The 19,576-nt window shown below is 60.7% G+C and carries 17 protein-coding genes and 2 pseudogenes; 16 read left to right on the forward strand and 3 right to left on the reverse strand.

The window, feature by feature from the left end:
* The first annotated feature begins 6 nt into the window (after positions 1-6).
* The 14 genes and pseudogenes from HX866_RS21560 (at position 7) to HX866_RS21620 (ending at position 13,291) form a co-directional block, all read left to right on the forward strand.
* On the forward strand, positions 7-375 hold the full coding sequence (locus HX866_RS21560; RefSeq protein WP_177093858.1) for a response regulator: 369 nt from the start codon (positions 7-9) through the stop codon (positions 373-375).
* Positions 376-420: 45 nt separating this feature from the next.
* Positions 421-720, forward strand: a complete 300-nt coding sequence (locus HX866_RS21565; protein WP_177093857.1) for an STAS domain-containing protein — start codon at positions 421-423, stop codon at positions 718-720.
* A gap of 59 nt (positions 721-779) precedes the next feature.
* Positions 780-1,182, forward strand: a pseudogene (locus HX866_RS34880) (Hpt domain-containing protein); the annotation flags it as partial.
* Positions 1,183-1,262: 80 nt separating this feature from the next.
* Positions 1,263-3,035, forward strand: a pseudogene (locus tag HX866_RS21570) (chemotaxis protein CheA); the annotation flags it as partial.
* Positions 3,032-4,669, forward strand: a complete 1,638-nt coding sequence (locus tag HX866_RS21575; RefSeq protein WP_177093855.1) for a methyl-accepting chemotaxis protein — start codon at positions 3,032-3,034, stop codon at positions 4,667-4,669. The pseudogene HX866_RS21570 and the gene HX866_RS21575, both read left to right, overlap by 4 nt.
* A 40-nt stretch (positions 4,670-4,709) precedes the next feature.
* Positions 4,710-5,234, forward strand: coding sequence for a chemotaxis protein CheW (locus HX866_RS21580; protein ID WP_177140383.1), 525 nt, complete (start codon positions 4,710-4,712; stop codon positions 5,232-5,234).
* A gap of 22 nt (positions 5,235-5,256) precedes the next feature.
* Positions 5,257-6,063 (forward strand): CheR family methyltransferase, encoded by an 807-nt coding sequence (locus HX866_RS21585; RefSeq protein ID WP_177093853.1) that lies wholly within the window; start codon positions 5,257-5,259, stop codon positions 6,061-6,063.
* A 14-nt stretch (positions 6,064-6,077) separates the two neighbouring features.
* Positions 6,078-6,596: a chemotaxis protein CheD gene (locus HX866_RS21590; RefSeq protein WP_177140384.1), complete on the forward strand. Its 519-nt coding sequence runs from the start codon at positions 6,078-6,080 to the stop codon at positions 6,594-6,596.
* Complete coding sequence (locus HX866_RS21595) at positions 6,565-7,632, forward strand: protein-glutamate methylesterase/protein-glutamine glutaminase (protein ID WP_177140385.1); 1,068 nt, start codon at positions 6,565-6,567, stop codon at positions 7,630-7,632. Before HX866_RS21590 ends, HX866_RS21595 begins: the two co-directional genes overlap by 32 nt.
* A 180-nt stretch (positions 7,633-7,812) precedes the next feature.
* On the forward strand, positions 7,813-8,868 hold the full coding sequence (gene hflK / locus HX866_RS21600) for an FtsH protease activity modulator HflK (RefSeq protein WP_177101267.1): 1,056 nt from the start codon (positions 7,813-7,815) through the stop codon (positions 8,866-8,868).
* Positions 8,865-9,746, forward strand: coding sequence for a protease modulator HflC (gene hflC, locus HX866_RS21605; protein WP_177140386.1), 882 nt, complete (start codon positions 8,865-8,867; stop codon positions 9,744-9,746). Before hflK ends, hflC begins: the two co-directional genes overlap by 4 nt.
* A 71-nt stretch (positions 9,747-9,817) precedes the next feature.
* Positions 9,818-11,056, forward strand: coding sequence for an NRAMP family divalent metal transporter (locus HX866_RS21610; RefSeq protein WP_218179230.1), 1,239 nt, complete (start codon positions 9,818-9,820; stop codon positions 11,054-11,056).
* A gap of 25 nt (positions 11,057-11,081) precedes the next feature.
* Positions 11,082-12,353, forward strand: a complete 1,272-nt coding sequence (locus HX866_RS21615; protein WP_177140387.1) for a TerC family protein — start codon at positions 11,082-11,084, stop codon at positions 12,351-12,353.
* Between the two features lie 65 nt (positions 12,354-12,418).
* Positions 12,419-13,291, forward strand: coding sequence for a DUF3800 domain-containing protein (locus HX866_RS21620; RefSeq protein WP_177140388.1), 873 nt, complete (start codon positions 12,419-12,421; stop codon positions 13,289-13,291).
* A gap of 107 nt (positions 13,292-13,398) precedes the next feature.
* Here the strand turns inward: HX866_RS21620 and HX866_RS21625 are convergent, their stop codons facing one another.
* Positions 13,399-14,286, reverse strand: a complete 888-nt coding sequence (locus tag HX866_RS21625) for a LysR family transcriptional regulator (protein WP_177101257.1) — start codon at positions 14,284-14,286, stop codon at positions 13,399-13,401.
* A 137-nt stretch (positions 14,287-14,423) separates the two neighbouring features.
* Here HX866_RS21625 and HX866_RS21630 point away from each other — a divergent pair, with 137 nt between their 5' ends.
* A complete protein-coding gene (locus HX866_RS21630; protein WP_177140389.1) occupies positions 14,424-16,076 on the forward strand; it encodes a GMC family oxidoreductase in 1,653 nt (550 codons plus the stop codon).
* A 194-nt stretch (positions 16,077-16,270) separates the two neighbouring features.
* Positions 16,271-17,893, forward strand: a complete 1,623-nt coding sequence (locus tag HX866_RS21635) for an MFS transporter (protein ID WP_177140390.1) — start codon at positions 16,271-16,273, stop codon at positions 17,891-17,893.
* A 294-nt stretch (positions 17,894-18,187) separates the two neighbouring features.
* On the opposite strand, the gene HX866_RS21640 is transcribed toward HX866_RS21635, so the two are convergent.
* Together HX866_RS21640 and gmhB are read right to left on the reverse strand one after the other, a co-directional pair.
* Positions 18,188-18,982: a lysophospholipid acyltransferase family protein gene (locus HX866_RS21640; protein WP_177093843.1), complete on the reverse strand. Its 795-nt coding sequence runs from the start codon at positions 18,980-18,982 to the stop codon at positions 18,188-18,190.
* A 57-nt stretch (positions 18,983-19,039) separates the two neighbouring features.
* The gene (gene gmhB / locus HX866_RS21645) at positions 19,040-19,573 is read right to left on the reverse strand and encodes a D-glycero-beta-D-manno-heptose 1,7-bisphosphate 7-phosphatase (protein WP_177093842.1); all 534 of its coding nucleotides are present in this window, start codon (positions 19,571-19,573) and stop codon (positions 19,040-19,042) included.
* Between the last annotated feature and the right edge of the window lie 3 nt (positions 19,574-19,576).

The following is a 19,576-nucleotide window of genomic DNA, read 5'->3' on the forward strand; positions in this document are numbered from 1 at the left end:
CCGCTCATGGCGAAGAACGTAATGGTGGTCGACGACTCGAGCAGTGTTCGTCAGGTTGTCAGCATCGCGCTGAAAAGCGCCGGATACGACGTGATCGAAGCCAGCGACGGCAAGGATGCATTGGGCAAGCTGACCGGGCAGAAAATCCACCTGATCATCAGCGACGTGAACATGCCGAACATGGATGGCATCACCTTCGTCAAGGAAGTGAAAAAGCTGCCCAACTACAAATTCACCCCGATCATCATGCTCACCACCGAATCCCAGGAAACCAAGAAGCAGGAAGGGCAAGCCGCCGGGGCGCGGGCCTGGGTGGTCAAGCCGTTCCAGCCGGCGCAAATGCTCGCGGCCGTTTCCAAGCTGATCCTGCCCTGAGTCAAGGCATTACCAGAGGGAACGGGCGAACAGGGAGATTCGAGCATGCCGATCATTTGCCAAGCAGACACGCCGACCCCGCATCTGGGGATCGAAGGCGAGATGACCATCTACACCGCCGCCGAACTCTATGCGCAGCTGGCGCCGTTCCTGACGCTGGGCAGCCCGCTGGCGATCGATCTTTCGCAGGTCACTGAAATCGACAGTGCGGGCCTGCAACTGCTGATGCTCGCCAAGCGCGAAACCTTGCGCACCGGGGTTACCTTGAATCTGAACGGGCACAGCCCGGCGGTGCTTGAGGTGTTCGAACTGTGCGACCTGGCCGGTACGCTGGGTCATCCGTGATCCAGGGCGCCAAGCTTCCCGTGGTTCTGTAACCCCGGGGCGATGAAAAGGACTCTATCGTGACCATCAACCTCGACCAGGCACAGCAAACCTTCATCGTCGAAGCACGCGAGCTGCTTCAGGACATGGAGTCGTCGTTGCTGCACCTGGAGTCCGAACCCGATGACAACGATGCCATCGGCGCAATCTTTCGTGCGGCGCACACCATCAAGGGTTCCGCCGGACTGTTCGGGCTGAGCCCCATCGTCGGGTTTACCCACATTGTCGAGGACGTGCTGGACCGCCTGCGCGATGGCGCCATCCAGGTGGATGGCGAGTTGATCGCCCTGCTGCTCAAAAGTGCCGATCACATCCTCGAACTGGTTGAGGTCGTGGCCAGTGCCGGTGAAGCGTTGAGCGATATCGCCCTGGCGCGTGAAGCGGTCCTGCGTCGGGGGTTGCTGAACTACCAGGCCGTACAGGTGGCATCAGTCGTCCCGGTCCTGCCGGATATTCCCGTGGCCCAGCCGGTGCCAGGCCAGGACGCGGTCAGTTCCGGCCACTGGCACATTTCCCTGCGCTTCGGCGAGGACGTGTTTCGCAATGGCATGGACCCGCTGTCCTTCCTTCGCTACCTCAATACCCTGGGTGAAATCGTCCATGTGGTCACCCTCGCCGATACCCTGCCCGCCCTGGAGCAATTCGACGCCGAGAGCTGTCATCTGGGCTTCGAGATCGACCTGAGTTCCGAGGCCAGTCGCGAAACCATTGCCGAAGCCTTCGATTTTGTCCGTGATGATTGCCTGATTCATATCCTCGCGCCCCACAGTCGCATGGAGGAGTACCTGCGACTCATCGAGGCGCTGCCCGAGGAACCTGCACGACTGGGGGAAATCCTGACCCGATGTGGCGCGTTGACGGCCAAGGAACTGGAAGACGGTTTGCGTGCCCAGCGTGAGCAGGCGCAGTCGGCCGGGATGGCGGCGGTGCCGCTGGGAGAGATCCTGATTGAACAGCGCGTGGTTGAACCGGCCGTGGTGCAGTCCGCGTTGGAAAAACAGGGCCGCCAACGCGAACCCCAGGGGGCGGCGGCTACCGAAGGCCGCTTTGTCCGGGTCAATGCTGACAAGCTGGACGAGCTGATCAACCTGGTGGGCGAACTGGTCATCGCCAGCGCCGGGGCCAACCTGTTGGCGCGCACCAGCCAGAATGGCCCGTTGCTGGAGTCCACCTCGACGGTTTCGGGCCTGGTGGAAGAAATTCTCGATGGCGCCCTGCACCTGCGGATGATCCCTATCGGCGAGACGTTCAATCGTTTCCGCCGCGTGGTGCGCGATGTCAGCCAGGAACTGGGCAAGGACATCGAACTGCTGATCAGCGGCGCCGACACCGAACTGGACAAGACCGTGGTGGAGAAAATCGGTGATCCGCTGATGCACCTGTTGCGCAACGCGATGGATCACGGCATCGAATCCCCGTCGGTGCGCCAGGCCGCCGGCAAGCCCGCCAAAGGTCGGCTGCAGCTCAATGCCTTTCACGACTCGGGCAGCATCGTCCTGGAAATCGCCGATGACGGCGCCGGTCTGAACCGTGATCGGATTCTGCAAAAAGCCGTCGAGCGCGGCCTGGTCCCTGCGGCGTCGAACCTGACGGACCAGGAGATCTACAACCTGATTTTCGAACCGGGGTTTTCCACCGCTGAGGCCGTGACCAATCTGTCCGGCCGTGGCGTGGGCATGGATGTGGTCAAGCGCAACATCACGCTGCTGCGCGGCACTGTCGATCTGGACAGCCAACCCGACCAAGGCACGATCATCCGTATCCGCCTGCCGTTGACCCTGGCGATCATCAACGGATTCCTCGTGGGGATCGGCCAGACCCACTATGTGGTGCCGCTGGAAATGGTCCAGGAGTGCATCGAATTGAATGCCTTGCAGCGTCAGGATGCGGCGGCGGACAACTACCTCGATCTGCGTGGGGAAGTGCTGCCGCTGGTGCGTCTGCGCGACCACTTCGGCCATACCGGGCACAGCGTGCGCCGCGAGAACGTGGTGGTGGTGCGTTGTGCCGAGCAGAAGGCCGGGTTGGTGGTCGATGACCTGCTGGGGGAATTCCAGACCGTTATCAAACCCCTCGGCAAGTTGTTCAGCGCCCTGCGCGGCATCAGCGGTTCAACCATCCTGGGCAGTGGCGAGGTCGCGCTGATTCTCGATGTTCCGTCGTTGCTGGGGGAGCTGGTCCAGCGTGAAACCCGGCAGGCCGCTGTTTATTCACCGACCGATAGCAAACCTGGCAACTCAGCCAACCACACCGCACATGGAGGGACCCTTCAATGAAATGGTTCTACGATTTGAGGATAGCAACCAAGCTCATCACCTCGTTTCTGGTGGTGCTGGCGCTGACGGCGGCGATGGGCGTGTTTGCCGTCATCCAGCTGGGCCAGGTCAACCAGACGGCCACCGACATGCGCGACAACTGGCTGCCCTCCGTGCGCCTGGCTTCGGGCCTGCGGTTCTTTGTCGCCAACTACCGGATCAAGGAACTCCGTTATGTGGCGACCGAGGATGCAGCGGAGCGGACCCAGTATGAACAGGAAGCCGCCGATGCCCGCAAGGAGGTCGACACCCGTATTGTCCGCTATGAAAAGGAAGGACTGATCTCCAGCCCTGCGGAACAAGCGTTGTTCGATACCTTCAAGAGTGATTGGGAGAGCTACCTCGCCTCCAGCAAGACCCTGTTGAATGAGGTCCGGCAGGGGGAAAAGGAACAAGCGGCGGCCATTCTCAGGGGGGAGTCGAAGCGAACCTTTGAATTGATCTCCACCGATTTGCTGAAAATGATCGAACTCAACGACGCCGGTGCGACGGCCGCCAACCAGCGCGGTAACGAGATCTATACCAATGGGCGAATGTCGATCATCGCTGCGGTCATCGTGGCCCTGCTCGTGGGGATCGCCCTGGCGTTGTTCATTTCGCGGATCATTGCCAATCCGCTGAAAACCGCCGCCAGCGTCGCGACCCAGTTGGCCGAGGGCAATCTGGCGGTGACCATCGAGCCGGGCTCCAAGGACGAAACCGGTCGCGTGCTCACGGCGATGCAGACCATGGTCGGCAAGCTCTCGCAGATTATCGGTGAGGTGCGCACGGCCGCCGACAACCTGGCCAGCGCGTCCGAGGAAGTCAGCGCCACGGCCCAGTCCATGAGCCAGGCCACCAGCGAGCAAGCGGCCAGCGTTGAAGAAACCAGCGCCTCGGTCGAGCAGATGAGCGCCAGCATCAACCAGAACACCGAGAACGCCAAAGTCACCGATGGCATGGCGAGCAAGGCGGCCAAGGAAGCCACCGATGGCGGCGACTCCGTGCAGCAGACCGTCCAGGCCATGAAGAAAATCGCCCAGCGCATCAGCATCATCGACGACATTGCCTATCAGACCAATCTGCTGGCCCTCAACGCGGCCATCGAAGCGGCGCGTGCCGGCGAACATGGCAAGGGTTTCGCGGTGGTGGCGGCCGAGGTGCGCAAACTGGCCGAGCGCAGCCAGGTGGCGGCCCAGGAGATCGGTGAGCTGTCCACCAGCAGCGTTGAAATGGCCGAACGGGCCGGGCATTTGCTGGACGAGATGGTGCCGTCGATCAACAAGACCTCCGACTTGGTCCAGGAGATCACGGCGGCCTCCGAAGAACAGGCGGCTGGCGTGGCGCAGATCAATACCGCGATGAACCAGCTCAACCAGGTCACCCAGCAAAACGCTTCGAGCAGCGAAGAACTGGCGGCCACGGCCGAAGAGATGAGCAGCCAGGCCGAACAGTTGCAGCAGGCGATGAGCTTTTTCACCCTGGAAGCGAGCAATGCCCCGGTGAACGTGGCGCAAGGTAAAGCACGAGCGATCGTCCGGGCGCCACAACCGGCCCTGCACAAGAGTTTCACCCAGGCCGTCGGTCCCGACGAAAGTGAATTCACCCGGTTCTGACGGATGCCCGGGCGCGGGCCCTTTCATGCAGGAGAGCAACATGGGCGCATTAAGCACTACCCGCCAAGCCGTGTCGGTACAACTGCAGGAGGCGCAGTACCTGACGTTCCTGCTGGCCGGCGAAATGTTCGCCATCGGGATCCTGGGGATCAAGGAAATCATCGAGTACGGCAACGTCACGCCGGTGCCGATGATGCCCGCCTTCGTCCGGGGCGTGATCAACCTGCGCGGTGCCGTGGTGCCGGTGGTGGATCTGGGCGCACGTTTCGGGCAGCCGTGTTCGAGCGTGACCCGGCGCAGCTGCGTGGTGATCATCGAAGCCAACAGCGACGACCACCAGGCGCAGGATATCGGCCTGCTGGTTGACACTGTGTCCGAAGTGCTGGAAATACCGGCCGCCGAAATCGAACCGCCACCGAGCTTCGGTGCGCGTATTCGTACCGACTTCATCAGCGGCATGGCCAAGGTCGACGGCAAGTTCGTTATCGTCCTGCAGGTTGATCGGGTGTTGTCCGTGGACGAGATGTCCCAGCTGGCGCAGGTCGGTGACAGCCAGCCGTTGTGAGTGATCAAAAAGGACGGCCAGGTTGAACGGCATCACGCTCGAGGATCGCGAATTCACCCAGTTCCAGGCCTGGCTCTACGGTGCTGCGGGCATCAATTTGACGATCGCGAAAAAGGCCCTGGTCGCCGGGCGTCTGTTCAAACGCCTCAAGCATCACGGGCTGGAGAGCTATGGCGCCTATTTCAAACTGATCATGGGCAAGGAAAATCCCGACGAGCTGCAGATAGCCCTCGACCTGCTGACCACCAACGAGACCTATTTCTTTCGCGAACCCAAGCACTTCGATTTTTTGCGTCTGCGAGTGTTGCCCCTCGCCTCACCGGGAAAAACCTTCCGGGTCTGGAGCGCCGCCAGCTCATCGGGTGAAGAACCCTACAGCTTGGCCATGACCCTGGCCGAGGGCCTGGGCAGTACACCCTGGGAAGTCATCGGTTCGGATATCAGCACCCAGGTGTTGGCCAAGGCCCGTAGTGGACACTACCCGATGGAGCGCGCGAGCAATCTGCCGCAACCCTTGCTGGTGAAATATTGCCTCAAGGGCATCGGCCAGCAGGCCGGCACGTTCCTGATCGACAAGAGCCTGCGCAACCGGGTGAATTTCATCCAGATCAACTTGAACGACAGCCTGCCGCAGTTGGGCGAGTTCGATGTGATTTTCCTGCGTAATGTGATGATCTACTTCGATCAGGAGACTAAACGCAAAGTTGTCAGTCGTCTGTTGCCACTGCTCAGGCGCGGCGGCTATTTCATGATCAGCCACTCGGAAAGCCTGCACGGCGTCAGCGACGCGTTCAAGCTGGTGGCTCCCTCCATCTATCAAAAGCCATGAAGGCCGCCCTTGCCATGGACGTCGAAGAAATCTATCTGGCCCCCGGAAGCCTGTGCTTTCGCAGTCACCCCACCCGTATCCATACCCTGTTGGGGTCGTGCGTCTCGATGGTGCTTTGGCATCCGGTGCGCAAGCTCGGCGGGATATCCCATTGCCTGCTGCCCGGCCGCCGCCAGCGCGGCGAAGCCCTGGACGGCAGCTATATCGATGAAGCCTTCGAGTGGCTGATGCAGCACATCCAGGGTTATCGGAGTGAGGCCCGCGAGTATCAGCTGAAGTTGTTCGGTGGCGGTGAGATGTTTCCCGAACAATCGCGCGAGGGGGCCGTCGGTGATATTGCCGGCCTTAACTGTGCAGCTGTCAGGCGAATCGCCGAGGGTTTGCAGTTGTCGCCCAGTGCCATGGACCTCGGAGGAACCGGGCATCGCAGCCTGATCTTCGACACCTGGAGCGGCGCGGTCTGGGTCCGGCATCTTTCTTTGCCAACGGTGGAAAGCCGTCATGAAAAAAATAAGTGTCTTACTGGTCGATGATTCTGCCGTGGTGCGCCAGGTGCTGATGGCGATTCTCGGTCAGGCACCGGATATCCAAGTAACGGTCGCCGCCGATCCGATCTTCGCCATGGACAAAATGGCCAAGGCCTGGCCGGACGTGATTGTGCTGGACGTGGAAATGCCGCGCATGGATGGCATCACCTTCCTGAAAAAGATCATGGCCGCACGGCCGACGCCGGTGGTGATCTGCTCCTCGCTGACCGAACGCGGTGCTGAAACCACCTTGCAGGCGCTGGCGGCGGGGGCTGTGGATATCATCACCAAGCCACAAGGTGGGGTTAAACACTTCCTGCTCGAGTCGGCGGCTCATCTGCTCGGCGCCGTTCGCGGCGCGGCCGGGGCTAACGTCCAGAACCTTGGCCGACGTGCCGCCGCGCCGCGCCTCGAGGTGAGCAGCAAGCTGAGCGCCGACGCGATGTTGTCGGCTGGCGGTAGTCACGCGATGGCCCAGACCACCGAGCGCATCGTCGCCATCGGTACTTCCACGGGCGGCACCCAGGCGCTGGAAGCGCTGCTCACCGTGTTGCCGAGGGTCTGCCCGGGGATCGTCATCGTTCAGCATATGCCGGAGAAATTCACCGCTTCCTTTGCCCAGCGCCTCAACGGCTTGTCGCAGATTGAAGTCCGCGAGGCGCAAAACAATGACCGGGTATTGCCCGGCCTGGCCCTGATCGCTCCTGGCGGCAAGCACATGATGCTGGTGCGCAACGGCGCCTATTATCACGTTCAGGTGGCAGACGGCCCGTTGGTCAATCGCCATCGCCCGTCGGTGGATGTGCTGTTTCGCTCGGTGGCCAAGTTCGCCGGGAAGAACGCCACCGGCATCATCATGACCGGCATGGGCGACGATGGTGCTCGCGGTCTCAAGGAAATGGCCGATGCCGGCGCCGCGACCGTGGCCCAGGACGAGGCCAGTTGCGTGGTGTTCGGCATGCCCAAGGAAGCCATCAAGCTGGGTGCGGCCAAACGTGTCCTGCCCTTGCAGGACATCCATCTGGCGGTGCTCGGCAAGTAGCCTGCGTTCACCGCGTTGTTCCCGGGAGTCTTTCCCAGTCAGCACATTTGCGCTTCCGCTGCTTCAATCATTGCGCTATGTCAGGAGCGATTCAGTTCCCGGCTGTATGATGTCGTGAAATATGCGGTAATAAAAAAATAAACCCGCTCCCGTCCGGCCAGACGCCTTCAGGATAAGACCATGCCCGACCCGCAGCCCTTGAGCCCCCTGGAACCGGAAAAATCTTCCGCCTCACTGGGTGAGCAAGCCCGCTCGATGGGTCTGCGGGCCAATCGTTTTGTTGCCCTGACGGGGCTGCAAGGCAAAGGTCTGGTGCTGGTCGTCGGGTTGCTGGTTTTTGTCTGGATCGTCGGTGGCATCTACAAGGTCCAGCCTGACGAGCAAGGCATCGTCCTGCGCTTCGGTAAATGGGTCGACACCACCGAGGCCGGTTTGCACTACCACCTGCCCTTCCCCATCGAAACGGTGCTGTTGCCCAAGGTCACCACGGTCAACCAACTGCAATTGGGGCATGGTCCTGCGCTCGGGCTGAATGACAGCAGCCTGTCCCGCGACAAGCAGATGCTCACGGGCGATGAGAATATCGTCGAGGCCGATTGCGCGGTGTTCTGGCGGATCAAGGACGCCGGGCAGTTTCTGTTCAGCATGGACAAGCCCGAATTCGCCATCAAGCTGACGGCCGAAAGTGCCCTGCGTGAAGTGATCGGGCGTACGCCGATCCAGGCCGCCCTGTCGGACAAGCGCCAGGAGATCGCCGAGGAAACCAAGGCATTGCTGCAACGTCTGCTGGACGATGAAAAGGCCGGCGTCCTGATTACCCAGATCCAGTTGCAGCGCGTCGATCCGCCACCGGCGGTGATCGATGCCTTCAACGATGTGCAACGGGCCCGGGCTGACCAGGAACGCGAGCGCAACGAGGCGGAATCCTACGCCAACGACATTCTTCCGCGGGCCCGGGGCGAAGCGGCGCATATCAACCAGGAAGCCGAAGCCTACAAGGCCCAGGCGGTCAACCTGGCCGAAGGTGACGCGAAAAGCTTCCTGGCGGTGTACGAAAGTTATGCACAGGCCAAGGATGTGACCAGCTGGCGGCTGTACATGGAAAGCACGGATGAAGTCCTGAAAAGAGCCTCGAAGGTGATCATCGATACCTCCGGCAAAGGGGTCTCGGGTGTGGTGCCCTACATGCCGCTGTCGGAACAGGACAAACGTCCGGCCAAGGAGCAGACCCGATGAAAGCGCCGATTCGTCTGGCCCTGGTGATTGTGCCGCTGATGGTCCTGTGGGCGCTGGGCTCCTCGCTGTATACCGTCGATGAATCCCAGCAGGCCCTGGTGGTCAGGCTGGGGGCGCCGACCGAACCGGTGCGCACCCCGGGGCTGAAACTCAAGGTACCGCTGATCGATACGGTCATCTATTACGACACCCGTATCCTGACCCTGGCACCGCCTTCCGAGCAGGTGATTCTCGGCGACCAGAAACGCCTGGAAGTGGAAACCTATGCGCGTTATCGCATCGTCGATCCGCTGCGTTTCTACCAGGCCCTGCGCACGGTCGACCAGGCCAACGCGCAGCTGGCCCAGTTGGTCAGCTCCTCGCTGCGCCGCGAACTGGGGCAGGTCATGCTCAAGTCGCTGTTGTCCGCCGAACGGCCGAAGATTGTCGCGCTTATCCAGAGCGAGGTGGTGGAGAAGGCCCGGCCGCTGGGCATCGAGGTCACTGAAGTGCGTTTTCATCGGGCCGACCTGCCGTTCGAGACCAGTCAGGCCATCTATGATCGGATGAAGTCCGAGCGCCAGCGCGAAGCCAAGGAGCTTCGCGCCCAGGGCTTTGAATGGGCGCAGCAGATCCAGGCCAACGCCGAACGCGAGCGGGCGGTGCTGATCTCCGAAGCGCAACGGCAAAGTCGCATCACCCGTGGTGAGGCCGATGCCTTGGCGAACCAGATCTCCTCCCAGGCGTTCGACAAGGACCCCGAGTTCTACAAGCTCTACCGCAGCCTTCAGACTTATCGGCAGGCTCTGTCAGAGTCCGCGCCGACCCTGGTGCTGTCACCGGATACGGCATTCCTCAAGGATTTTAAAAGTGGCCCGCAGGTGAATAACCGACCCTGATGCCCTTCGAGGGTGGATGAACGGGATTTTCGCCTAATACGGACGCACGCCATGAGCCGGGAACAGACATGATGCCAAGCCTTTCAATCCGCTCGAGCCGGCTGCGCCTGATGGCCGCTGCGGTCGGCCCGGGGCTGGTGGTGATGCTGGCGGATACCGAGGCCGGCAGCGTGATTACCGCCGCGCAGAGTGGCGCGCAATGGGGCTATCGGTTGCTGTTGTTGCAGTTCCTCATCATTCCCCTGCTGTATACCGCACAGGAACTCTCGATCCGCCTGGGGTTGGGAACGGGCAAGGGCTTTGGTGAACTGGTGCGCCAGCGGTTTGGCCGGGGCATTGCGTTGCTGTCCCTGGCGACCCTGGTGCTCAGTTGCTTTGGCGCCCTGGTCACCGAACTCAGTGGGCTGGCCGGGGTCGGCGAACTGTTCGGCGTGCCCCTGTGGGAAACCATCGGTGTGCTGGTGTTGCTGATTTTCGCGATGGTCTGCACCGGCTCCTACCATGGCGTCGAGCGTGTTGCGATCTGCCTCGGCCTGTTTGGCGTGGCCTTTATCGCCGTGGCCTGGAATGCTCATCCCGATCCTCGGCAGATCGCGGCGCAGTGGTACCAGATGCCGTTCCACGACAGTGCCTACCTTTATCTGGTGGCTGCCAACCTGGGCACCAGTGTCATGCCGTGGACGGTGTTCTACCAACAGTCGGCGCTGATCGACAAAGGCCTGGACGCCCGGCACCTGAAAGCGGCGCGCATCGAAACCTTCCTTGGCGCGACCCTCTGCCAGATTCTCACGGCCGCCGTGGTGATTGCCGCGGCGGCGTGTTTCAACCGATCCGACAACGCCTTCACCCTGACCAGCGTGCCGCAACTGGCCGACGCCTTTACCGCGTCCCTGGGTCAGACGGTCGGGCGCGGGGTCTTTGCCATGGGGCTGGCGGGGGGCGCGTTGGTGGCCACTATCGTGGTCTGCCTGACGGTGGCCTGGGGCGTTGGCGAGGCGACGGGCCGGCGCCACTCGCTGGAACAGCGCCCGACCGAGGCGCCCTGGTTCTACGCGGCCTTCGGCGCGATGTTGCTGGGGGCCGCTGTGCTGGTGTGTTCCGGGGTCAATCTGGTGGAGCTGTCGATCTTCACCGGAGTGGTCAATGCACTGTTGCTACCGGCGGTACTGGGCCTGCTCTATTGGCTGGCCCGTACGCAGTTGAGCGGGGCTTTCAGGTTGCAAGGTTGGTATGCGCGGGTGGTGGGCCTGGTGTTCGGGTTTGCCTCCCTGACCGGCTTGTTCTGTGGTGTGGGAGGTTTGTTGAATTGATGACGACGGTTGTGGGAGCAGCAAGATGATCGGCCTGGATACCGGGATGCAGGGGATCAACCTGACGTTGCAGGTGTTCCTGCTCGACCTGCTGCTGAGCGGCGACAACGCCGTGGTCATCGCTCTGGCGTGCCGTCACTTGCCGGCGCGGCAGATGCGCCAAGCCGTTTTCGCCGGGATGGGCGTGGCGGTTGCCTTGCGAATCCTGTTCACCTCGGTGATCGGCCTGTTGCTCAAGGTGCCCTGCTTGAAACTCCTGGGCATGGGCGCCCTGGTGGTGATTGCCATCAAGTTGCTGGTGGCCGATGACGAGGCCGAACACCGGCCGCAGAGTTCGGCTTCGACGCTCTGGTCAGTGGTCGGGCTTATCGTCTTTGCCGACCTGAGCATGAGCCTGGACAATGTGGTGGCCCTGGCGGCCGTGGCCCAGGACAACCTGGGAATCCTGGTACTGGGGCTGCTGCTGAGCATTCCGATGCTGATGTACGGCAGTTTGTTCGTCAGCGGGTTGTTCAAGCGTTATCCGTTGTTGATCCCGGCGGGTGGCGCCTTGTTGGGGTGGGTGGCCGGGGATATCGGCATGTCCGACCCACTGATTGCCGATTGGGTGGCGGCCCAGGCTCCGGGTCTGGTGCTGGCGATGCCAGTGGCCTGTGCGATTTTTGTGCTGGTGGAGAGTCGGATCATCCAGCGCAACCTGCGTTTGCTGCCCAGGCCTGAACCGGTGGTGCGCCATACCCCGATGGCCGATCCGATACTCGCCGAGCCGCTGCCGGCCAGCGTGATTCGGGTGGAGGCGGCGGCAGAGGATATCCCCGGTATTCGTGAACCCATGGCTGCCGAGTTGCTCCCTCCCGAGGTGCCTTTGCCGCCTGTGGATAACTCGCCTGTCGAGCCGTTGCCCGGCGAATCGAAGCGCAAGCGCCGCTGGTATTGGGGTGGGGCGCTGGTGGCGGTACCGGTGCTGGCGTATATCGGTTATTCGGTGATCTATGTCGGCATCATCAACGCCGGCTACATGCCCACGCCCAGGCTGCTGAGCAGCTACGAGTGCCCGGGTTTCAACGGGCCGTTCATCTTTTTCTACCAGCATGGCAAGGACACCGTGCGTATTCGCAGCAGTGCCGGTTCGCTCGACGGCGCGTTGATCAAGGGCCGGCTGGAGTGGATCAACGCGACCCGGGCCTCGTCGCTGCTGGGCTTTACCCCTCCCCAGGAAATCACCAATGACGATGCCGGCTCCATTCGCATCAACGGCGGGAGCTTTTCGCAAATGGATTGTTACAGGAAAGGCTAGTGATCAAGATGGGTAGAAACTGAGAGTGTGCTCCACTTGAAGAAAATCAGGGAGCCGACCAGCCGATGCCAGAGATTACCTTGCCCTCAAAACAACTCCTCCTCTTTGAGCGAGAAGGCGAGTCTGAGTCCAGTGTCGGAAAAATTCCTACGGCGCCTGGGAAATACAGCGACTTTATTGTTTATGTTGATGAAAGCGGTGATCACGGGATGCAGACGTTGGATGCCAACTATCCAATGTTTGTATTGGCCTTTTGCATTTTCCATAAACGATATTACTGTGAGACCGTCATTCCGGCCCTGCAAAAATTCAAATTCAACCACATGGGGCACGATTTGATCGGGCTTCATGAGTTGGAAATACGAAAAGAAAAGGGTGCTTTTTCTAGCCTATTTGTCTCGCGACAACATAAAAACCAGTTTCTCAACGAACTCACAAGCATCATTGATACGAGTCATTTCATATTGATCAGTTGTGTGATCGATAAGATGAGCCTGCGTGAGCGGCAGGGCGTTGCCCAGAACCCCTATCATCTGGCCCTGGGGTTCTGCCTGGAAACCCTTTATGAGTTTCTGGAAGAGAAGCAACAGACAGGCGCTTTGACCCATGTCATTTTTGAGCGCAGAGGAAAACGCGAGGATAACGAACTGGAATTGGAGTTTCGCCGTATGTGCGACGCTGCCAATAAATTGAACAGACAACTTCCGTTTGAAATAATTTTTGCCACTAAACAGGTTAATTCCACCGGATTGCAATTGGCCGACCTTGTCGCCAGGCCGATTGGAATGAGCGTATTGCGCGCGGGACAAGAGAACCGTGCATTTGATGTGCTCAAGCGCAAGTTCTACTGCAGTGGTGGGCGTGAGAAGGTGGGAACAGGTTTTGAAAACTGGGGCCTGAAAATTTTCCCTGCTCCAGAAAGCGAAAAGCCCCGATGAAACTCACCGAGGCTACGACGCCGACCGGGATCCCCCAGTCCATTTGGCGCAGAGTCTAGGTTGGCTTCTATTGAGTGTCAATGATGCCATCCGCCAGGTAGCCCCGCTTATTGCGCCAGCAACACCCCCTGCTCACTCGCACACAACGCCAGCAGAAAATCCCACACCACCCGCAGCCGCACGGATTTGTGCAGCTCCCGCCGGGTGCTGATCCAGTAGCTGCGCTGGATGGTTTCTTCCGGCAGTACGCGCACCAACTGCGGATCATCCTTGGCCATGTAGTTGGGCAACACCGCAATCCCCAGCCCGGCCCGCGCCGCCTGTTGTTGGGCGATGACGCTGGTGCTGCGAAAAATCACATTCGGCGTGCGGCAGAAGTTGTTGAGGAACAACAGCTCCTCGCTGAACAGCAGGTCGTCGACGTAGCCGATCCAGTTGTGTTGCGACAGGTCATCGCGCTGCTGCAAGGCTGGCGCCCGGGCGAGGTAGTCCGGGCTGGCATACAGCGCCAGGCGATAGTCGGTCAGTTTGCGAGTTATCAACAGGTCGGCATTGGGCCGGTCGAGGTGGATGCTGATCTCCGCCTCGCGGTTGAGGATGCTGACGAAACGCGGCACCGCCACCAGTTCCACTTCCAGCCCCGGGTAACGTTCGTACAGGCCGCCCATGCGCGGGGTCAGAAACATGATGCCGATCCCTTCGGTCACCCCCAGGCGGATCTTGCCCAGGGGCGCGATGGCCTGGGTGATTTCCTCCTGGGCCAGCAAGGCGACGTTTTCCATGGCCTCGGCATGTTTGAGCAATGCATGGCCCGAGGGCGTCAGCTCATAACCTTGGGCGTGCTGGACGAACAGCGCCGTGCCCAGGCTCTGCTCGATGGTCTCGATATGCCGGGCCACGGTGCTGTGGGTGGTGTTCAGGCGCTTGGCCGCGGTCAGCAGGCGCCCGCTGCGCTGCAGCTCGAGAAAAAAACGCAGGTCGTTCCAGTCGAACATGGGGCTTCCTTGTGAATCACGGGGTTCACGGCCTTGCTTGAAAACGCACAGCACTTGCGCAAAAACGAAGGTTTTCATCTCGAAACTAATCAATAACATGAAGGGAGACAAGAACAATAAAAAAGGCGAGGTTGCCTATGTCATCTGCCCACCTGCCCTATGACTACGTGATAGTCGGCGCCGGGCCCGCCGGTTGTGTGCTGGCCAATCGGCTGTCCGCCGATCCGCAGAATAATGTCCTGCTGCTCGAAGCTGGCGGCCAGGATAACTACCCCTGGATTCATGTCCCGGTGGGGTATCTCTACTGCATCGGTAATCCGCGTACCGACTGGTGCTTCAAGACCGAAGCACAACCCGGCCTGCAAGGTCGCAGCCTCGGTTATCCGCGCGGCAAGGTGCTGGGCGGCAGTTCCTCCATCAACGGCATGATCTATATGCGTGGCCAGGCCGGCGACTATGATCGCTGGGCCGCACAAGGCAATCCGGGCTGGGCCTGGAACGATGTCCTACCGTTGTTCAAGCGCAGCGAAAACCACTTTGGCGGCGCCAGCGAATTTCACAGCGATCAGGGTGAGTGGCGGGTCGAGCAGCAGCGTTATTCCTGGCCGATCCTCGACGCTTTCCGTGATGCCGCCGCTGAAAATGGCATTGCCAGCGTCAGCGATTTCAACGCAGGCGATAACCAGGGCTGTGGATACTTTCAGGTCAACCAGCGTTCCGGCGTGCGTTGGAACTCGTCGAAAGCCTTTCTGCGGCCGATCCTCAAGCGCCCCAACCTGACGATCCTGACCGGTGTCCAGGTCGACCGGGTGAGCCTCGAAGATGGCCGCGCCAGCGCCGTCGTCGCTCGCTGGCAAGGTGAGGAACATGTGTTCAACGTTCGCCGCGAGATCGTCCTGTGTGCCGGGTCGGTCGGCTCTCCCGGCATTCTCCAGCGTTCAGGCATCGGTCCACGGCCCTTGCTGGAAAATCTTGGAATTGCGGTGCGCCATGAGTTGCCGGGGGTCGGCGGCAATCTGCAGGACCATCTGCAACTGCGCCTGATCTACAAACTCAGCAATGCCCGGACCCTTAACCAGGTCGCCAATAGCTTGTGGGGCAAAGTCGGCATGGGCCTGCGTTATCTCTACGACCGCAGTGGCCCGCTGGCCATGGCGCCGAGCCAGTTGGGGGCGTTCGTGAAGTCCTCGCCGGCACAGGCCTCGGCGAATCTGCAGTACCACGTGCAGCCCCTGTCGCTGGAACGCTTCGGCGAGCCGCTGCACCGGTTCCCGGCCTTTACCGCTTCGGTGTGCAACCTGCGGCCGCTGAGCCGGGGGCGGATCGATATTCGCTCGGCCGATCCGGAAGTGGCGCCGTTGATCGATCCGAATTACCTGAGCGATCCCGAGGATCTGAAGGTTGCGGCCGAGGCGATCCGGCTGACCCGGCGCATTGTCGACTCCCCTGCCCTGCGAGTGTTCAAGCCCGAGGAATATTTGCCAGGACCGGCACTGCAAACCGAAGAACAGTTGCATGAAGCTGCGGCGCGGATTGGAACGACTATCTTTCATCCGGTGGGCACCTGCCGGATGGGCAGCGGCCCGCTGGATGTGGTGGATGCCCGGTTGCGGGTGCACGGTGTCCCGGGGTTGCGGGTCGCCGATGCGTCGATCATGCCGAACATTGTCTCCGGCAATACCTGTTCGCCGACGGTGATGATTGCCGAGAAGGCGGCGCAGATGATTCTGGAGGATGTCGCAGCGGTTCGTGACATGCGAACGACGGAGATCTCGGCTTCATCCTTGTAGGAGCCTGGCTTGCCAGCGATGGCGTCGGTTTGAGTTGCGCATGACTCAATGGCCCCATCGCTGGCAAGCCAGGCTCCTACAGGGACCGCGTCAGATCAGTAGATGAAAGGACGGATTCCGGTGGCGGTCAGCCGGAATCCACAGTGGAACAACAACAATAATCACTGTGGCCCTCAGGGCCGAGGACATGGCAAATGTCGGACTACATCGAGCAACAGCCCGTGAGCGCCACCGCGAACACTGGCAAGGAAGAACGGAAGATCATTTTTGCGTCATCCCTCGGGACGGTTTTCGAGTGGTATGACTTTTTTCTCTATGGCGCCCTGGCGGCGGTGATCAGCAAGCAGTTCTTTGCCGGGGTCAACGACACCACGGCGTTTATCTTCGCCCTCATGGCCTTCGCCGCGGGGTTCCTGGTCCGCCCCTTCGGCGCCCTGGTATTCGGACGCCTGGGGGACATGATCGGGCGCAAGTACACCTTCCTCATGACCATCATCCTGATGGGCCTTTCCACCTTTGCCGTCGGCCTGCTGCCGACCTACACCAGCATCGGCATCGCCGCGCCGATCATCCTCGTGCTGTTGCGCATGCTCCAGGGCCTGGCGCTGGGCGGCGAATACGGCGGCGCCGCGACTTACGTGGCGGAGCACGCCCCGATCGGCAAGCGCGGCTCGTACACGGGCTGGATTCAATCCACCGCGACCCTGGGTCTGCTCCTGTCCCTGCTGGTGGTGCTCGCCAGCCGTTATATCAGCGGCGACCAGTTCGAAGTCTGGGGCTGGCGCCTGCCGTTCCTGCTGTCGATCTTCCTGCTGGCCATTTCCACCTGGATCCGCCTGAGCATGCACGAGTCGCCGGCCTTCGTGAAAATGAAGGCCCAGGGCAAGGTCAGTCGCTCGCCGATCCGCGAATCCTTCGGCTCCTGGCAGAACCTGAAGATCGTCCTGATCGCCCTCTTCAGCATCAACGCCGGGCAGGCGGTGACCTTCTACACCGCACAGTTCTATGTGCTGTTCTTCATGACCCAGATGCTCAAGATGGACCCGACCCAGGCCAACACCCTGCTGATTATCAGCGTGGTGATCGGTGCGCCGTTCTTCGTGCTGTTCGGCTGGCTGTCGGACAAGATCGGCCGCAAGCCGATCCTGATGCTCGGCCTGTTGTTGGCGACGCTGTGCTACTTCCCGTTGTTCAAGGCCTTGAGCCATTACGCCAATCCGCAGATCGACGCGGCCAGCCGCCAGGCGCCGATTGTGGTGCTGGCTGACCCGGCGAGCTGCACCTTCCAGTTCGACCCGGTGGGCAAGGCGCGTTTCGACAGCCCGTGCGACAAGGTCAAGACCTTCCTGGTCAAGCAGGGCCTGCCCTATAGCTCGCAGGCCGCGGCGCCAGGGACGGATGTGACGGTGTCGGTGGGTGAACAGAAGATCAGCGGGTATGACGAAGCCGCGATGCGCGCAGCGATCACGACGGCGGGTTATCCGGCCAAGGCCGATAGCTCGTCGGTGAACGAACCGATGGTGGTGTTGTTGATCGTCTTGCTGATCCTGATCGCGACCATGACCTATGGTCCGCTGGCGGCGGTGATGGTCGAGCTGTTCCCGACGCGCATCCGCTACACCTCCATGTCGCTGCCCTACCATATCGGCAATGGTTGGTTCGGCGGGTTCCTGCCCACGGTGTCCTTTGCGCTGGTGGTCTACACCGGGGATATCTTCTATGGCCTGTGGTACCCGGTGCTGATTACCGGGGTAAGCCTGGTGGTGGGGGTGTTCTGCCTGAAGGAAACCAGAGGTGTGGATCTCGACAAGGTCTGAGGCTGACGACGGCCTTGCGAGCGCTACACAACCCTGTAGGAGTCTGGCTTGCCAGCGATGAGGCCATCTGGGCGATATACGCCTCAAGGGCCTCATCGCTGGCAAGCCAGCTCCTACAAGGGTCGTATTTCGTCTTGATCAACCGGCATTAAAGCCGGTTTTTTTATCGCTCGAAAAAACTTATGCACGATTTACCGTAGAAAGTCGTACAAAGAAATAAGCAACTAAATCATATAGTTACGTTATTTTTCTGAAGAAAATCAAAATCTTGTGCACAAGTTATCCACAATCCCATCAAACCGCGACAGGCGTCTCTACCGCAGGGGCTGGCGGCAAGGAGCCCATGTCCCGCTGAGTCTGCTCGTTCCAGGCCTGGACCCGGTCATTGAGCTCGGCAATCGCCCGTGGTCCAGTGCCCTCGGCCAGCATCGGCGTACCGATCACCACCGTGATGGTGCCGGGTTTCTTCAACCAGCCGGTCTTCGGCCAGAACTTGCCGGCGTTGTGGGCAATCGGCAGCACCGGCAGATCGGCGTTCACCGCCAGTGCCGTACCGCCCCGGGAAAACTTGCCGACCGTGCCGAACGGCACGCGGGTGCCCTCGGGGAAGATCAGCACCCAGACATTGTCCTTGAGCAACTCGTCGCCCTTTTTCGCCACATGCTTGAGCGCCGCCTTCGGGTTGTCCCGGTCAATGGCGATCGGTCTCAGCATGGCCATGGCCCAGCCGAAGAACGGCACATACAGCAACTCGCGCTTGAGCACCTGGCTCAACGGCGAGAAATAGGCCGAGAGGAAGAAGGTTTCCCAGGTGCTCTGGTGATTCGACAGAATCACGCAAGGACGCTCAGGCACATTCTCCGCGCCCTTGATCTCTACCGAGATGCCGAGGAAGACCTTGGTCAGCCACAGGGCACAACGGCACCAGTACACGTTGATAAAGCGATAACGTGCCTTGAACGGCAGGAACGGCGCGATAAAAAAGCTCAGGGAGCACCACAACAGCGAACTGGTGCCCAGCAGCAGGTAAAAGAAAAAGGTTCTGATGGCCTGCAGGATCGACATAGCGGCATTTACCGTTGCGGGCATTGCCCGCCTATAAAAAGCGCTTCCCGAACAGTCCTTGGTCAGGAGGTCAGAAGAGCTTCAGTTGTGGATAAGTTCTGCGGCAACCGCCGCCAGATCGTCAAAAACCAGGGTTCCCACCGGCAGGGTTTTACCCAGTGTCTTTTCGCCTTTACCGGTTTTTACCAAAACAGGCTGACAGTCGACGGCCTGTGCCGCCTCCAAGTCACCGAGGCTGTCGCCGACAAACCATAGCCTAGCCAACGACACCCCGTAATACTCGGCAATGGTACGCAACATGCCGGGCTTGGGTTTGCGACAGGCGCAACCTTCATCCGGCCCGTGCGGGCAATACACCACCAGCCCGAGGCTGCCGCCCTGTTGCGCCACCAACGAACGCAAGCGCTCGTGCATGGCTTCCAGGGTGGCGATGTCGTAGTAGCCGCGAGCAATGCCGGACTGGTTGGTGGCCACGGCCACCGTCCAGCCGGCCCTGCTCAACTGCGCAATGGCTTCGATCGAGCCGGGGAGTGGTATCCATTCCTCCACCGACTTGATGTAGGCGTCGGAGTCCTGGTTGATCACCCCGTCCCGATCGAGAATCAGCAGCTTCAAGAC

Source organism: Pseudomonas gingeri (genome assembly GCF_013386165.1).
In the GTDB taxonomy this organism is placed as follows: domain Bacteria; phylum Pseudomonadota; class Gammaproteobacteria; order Pseudomonadales; family Pseudomonadaceae; genus Aquipseudomonas; species Aquipseudomonas gingeri_C.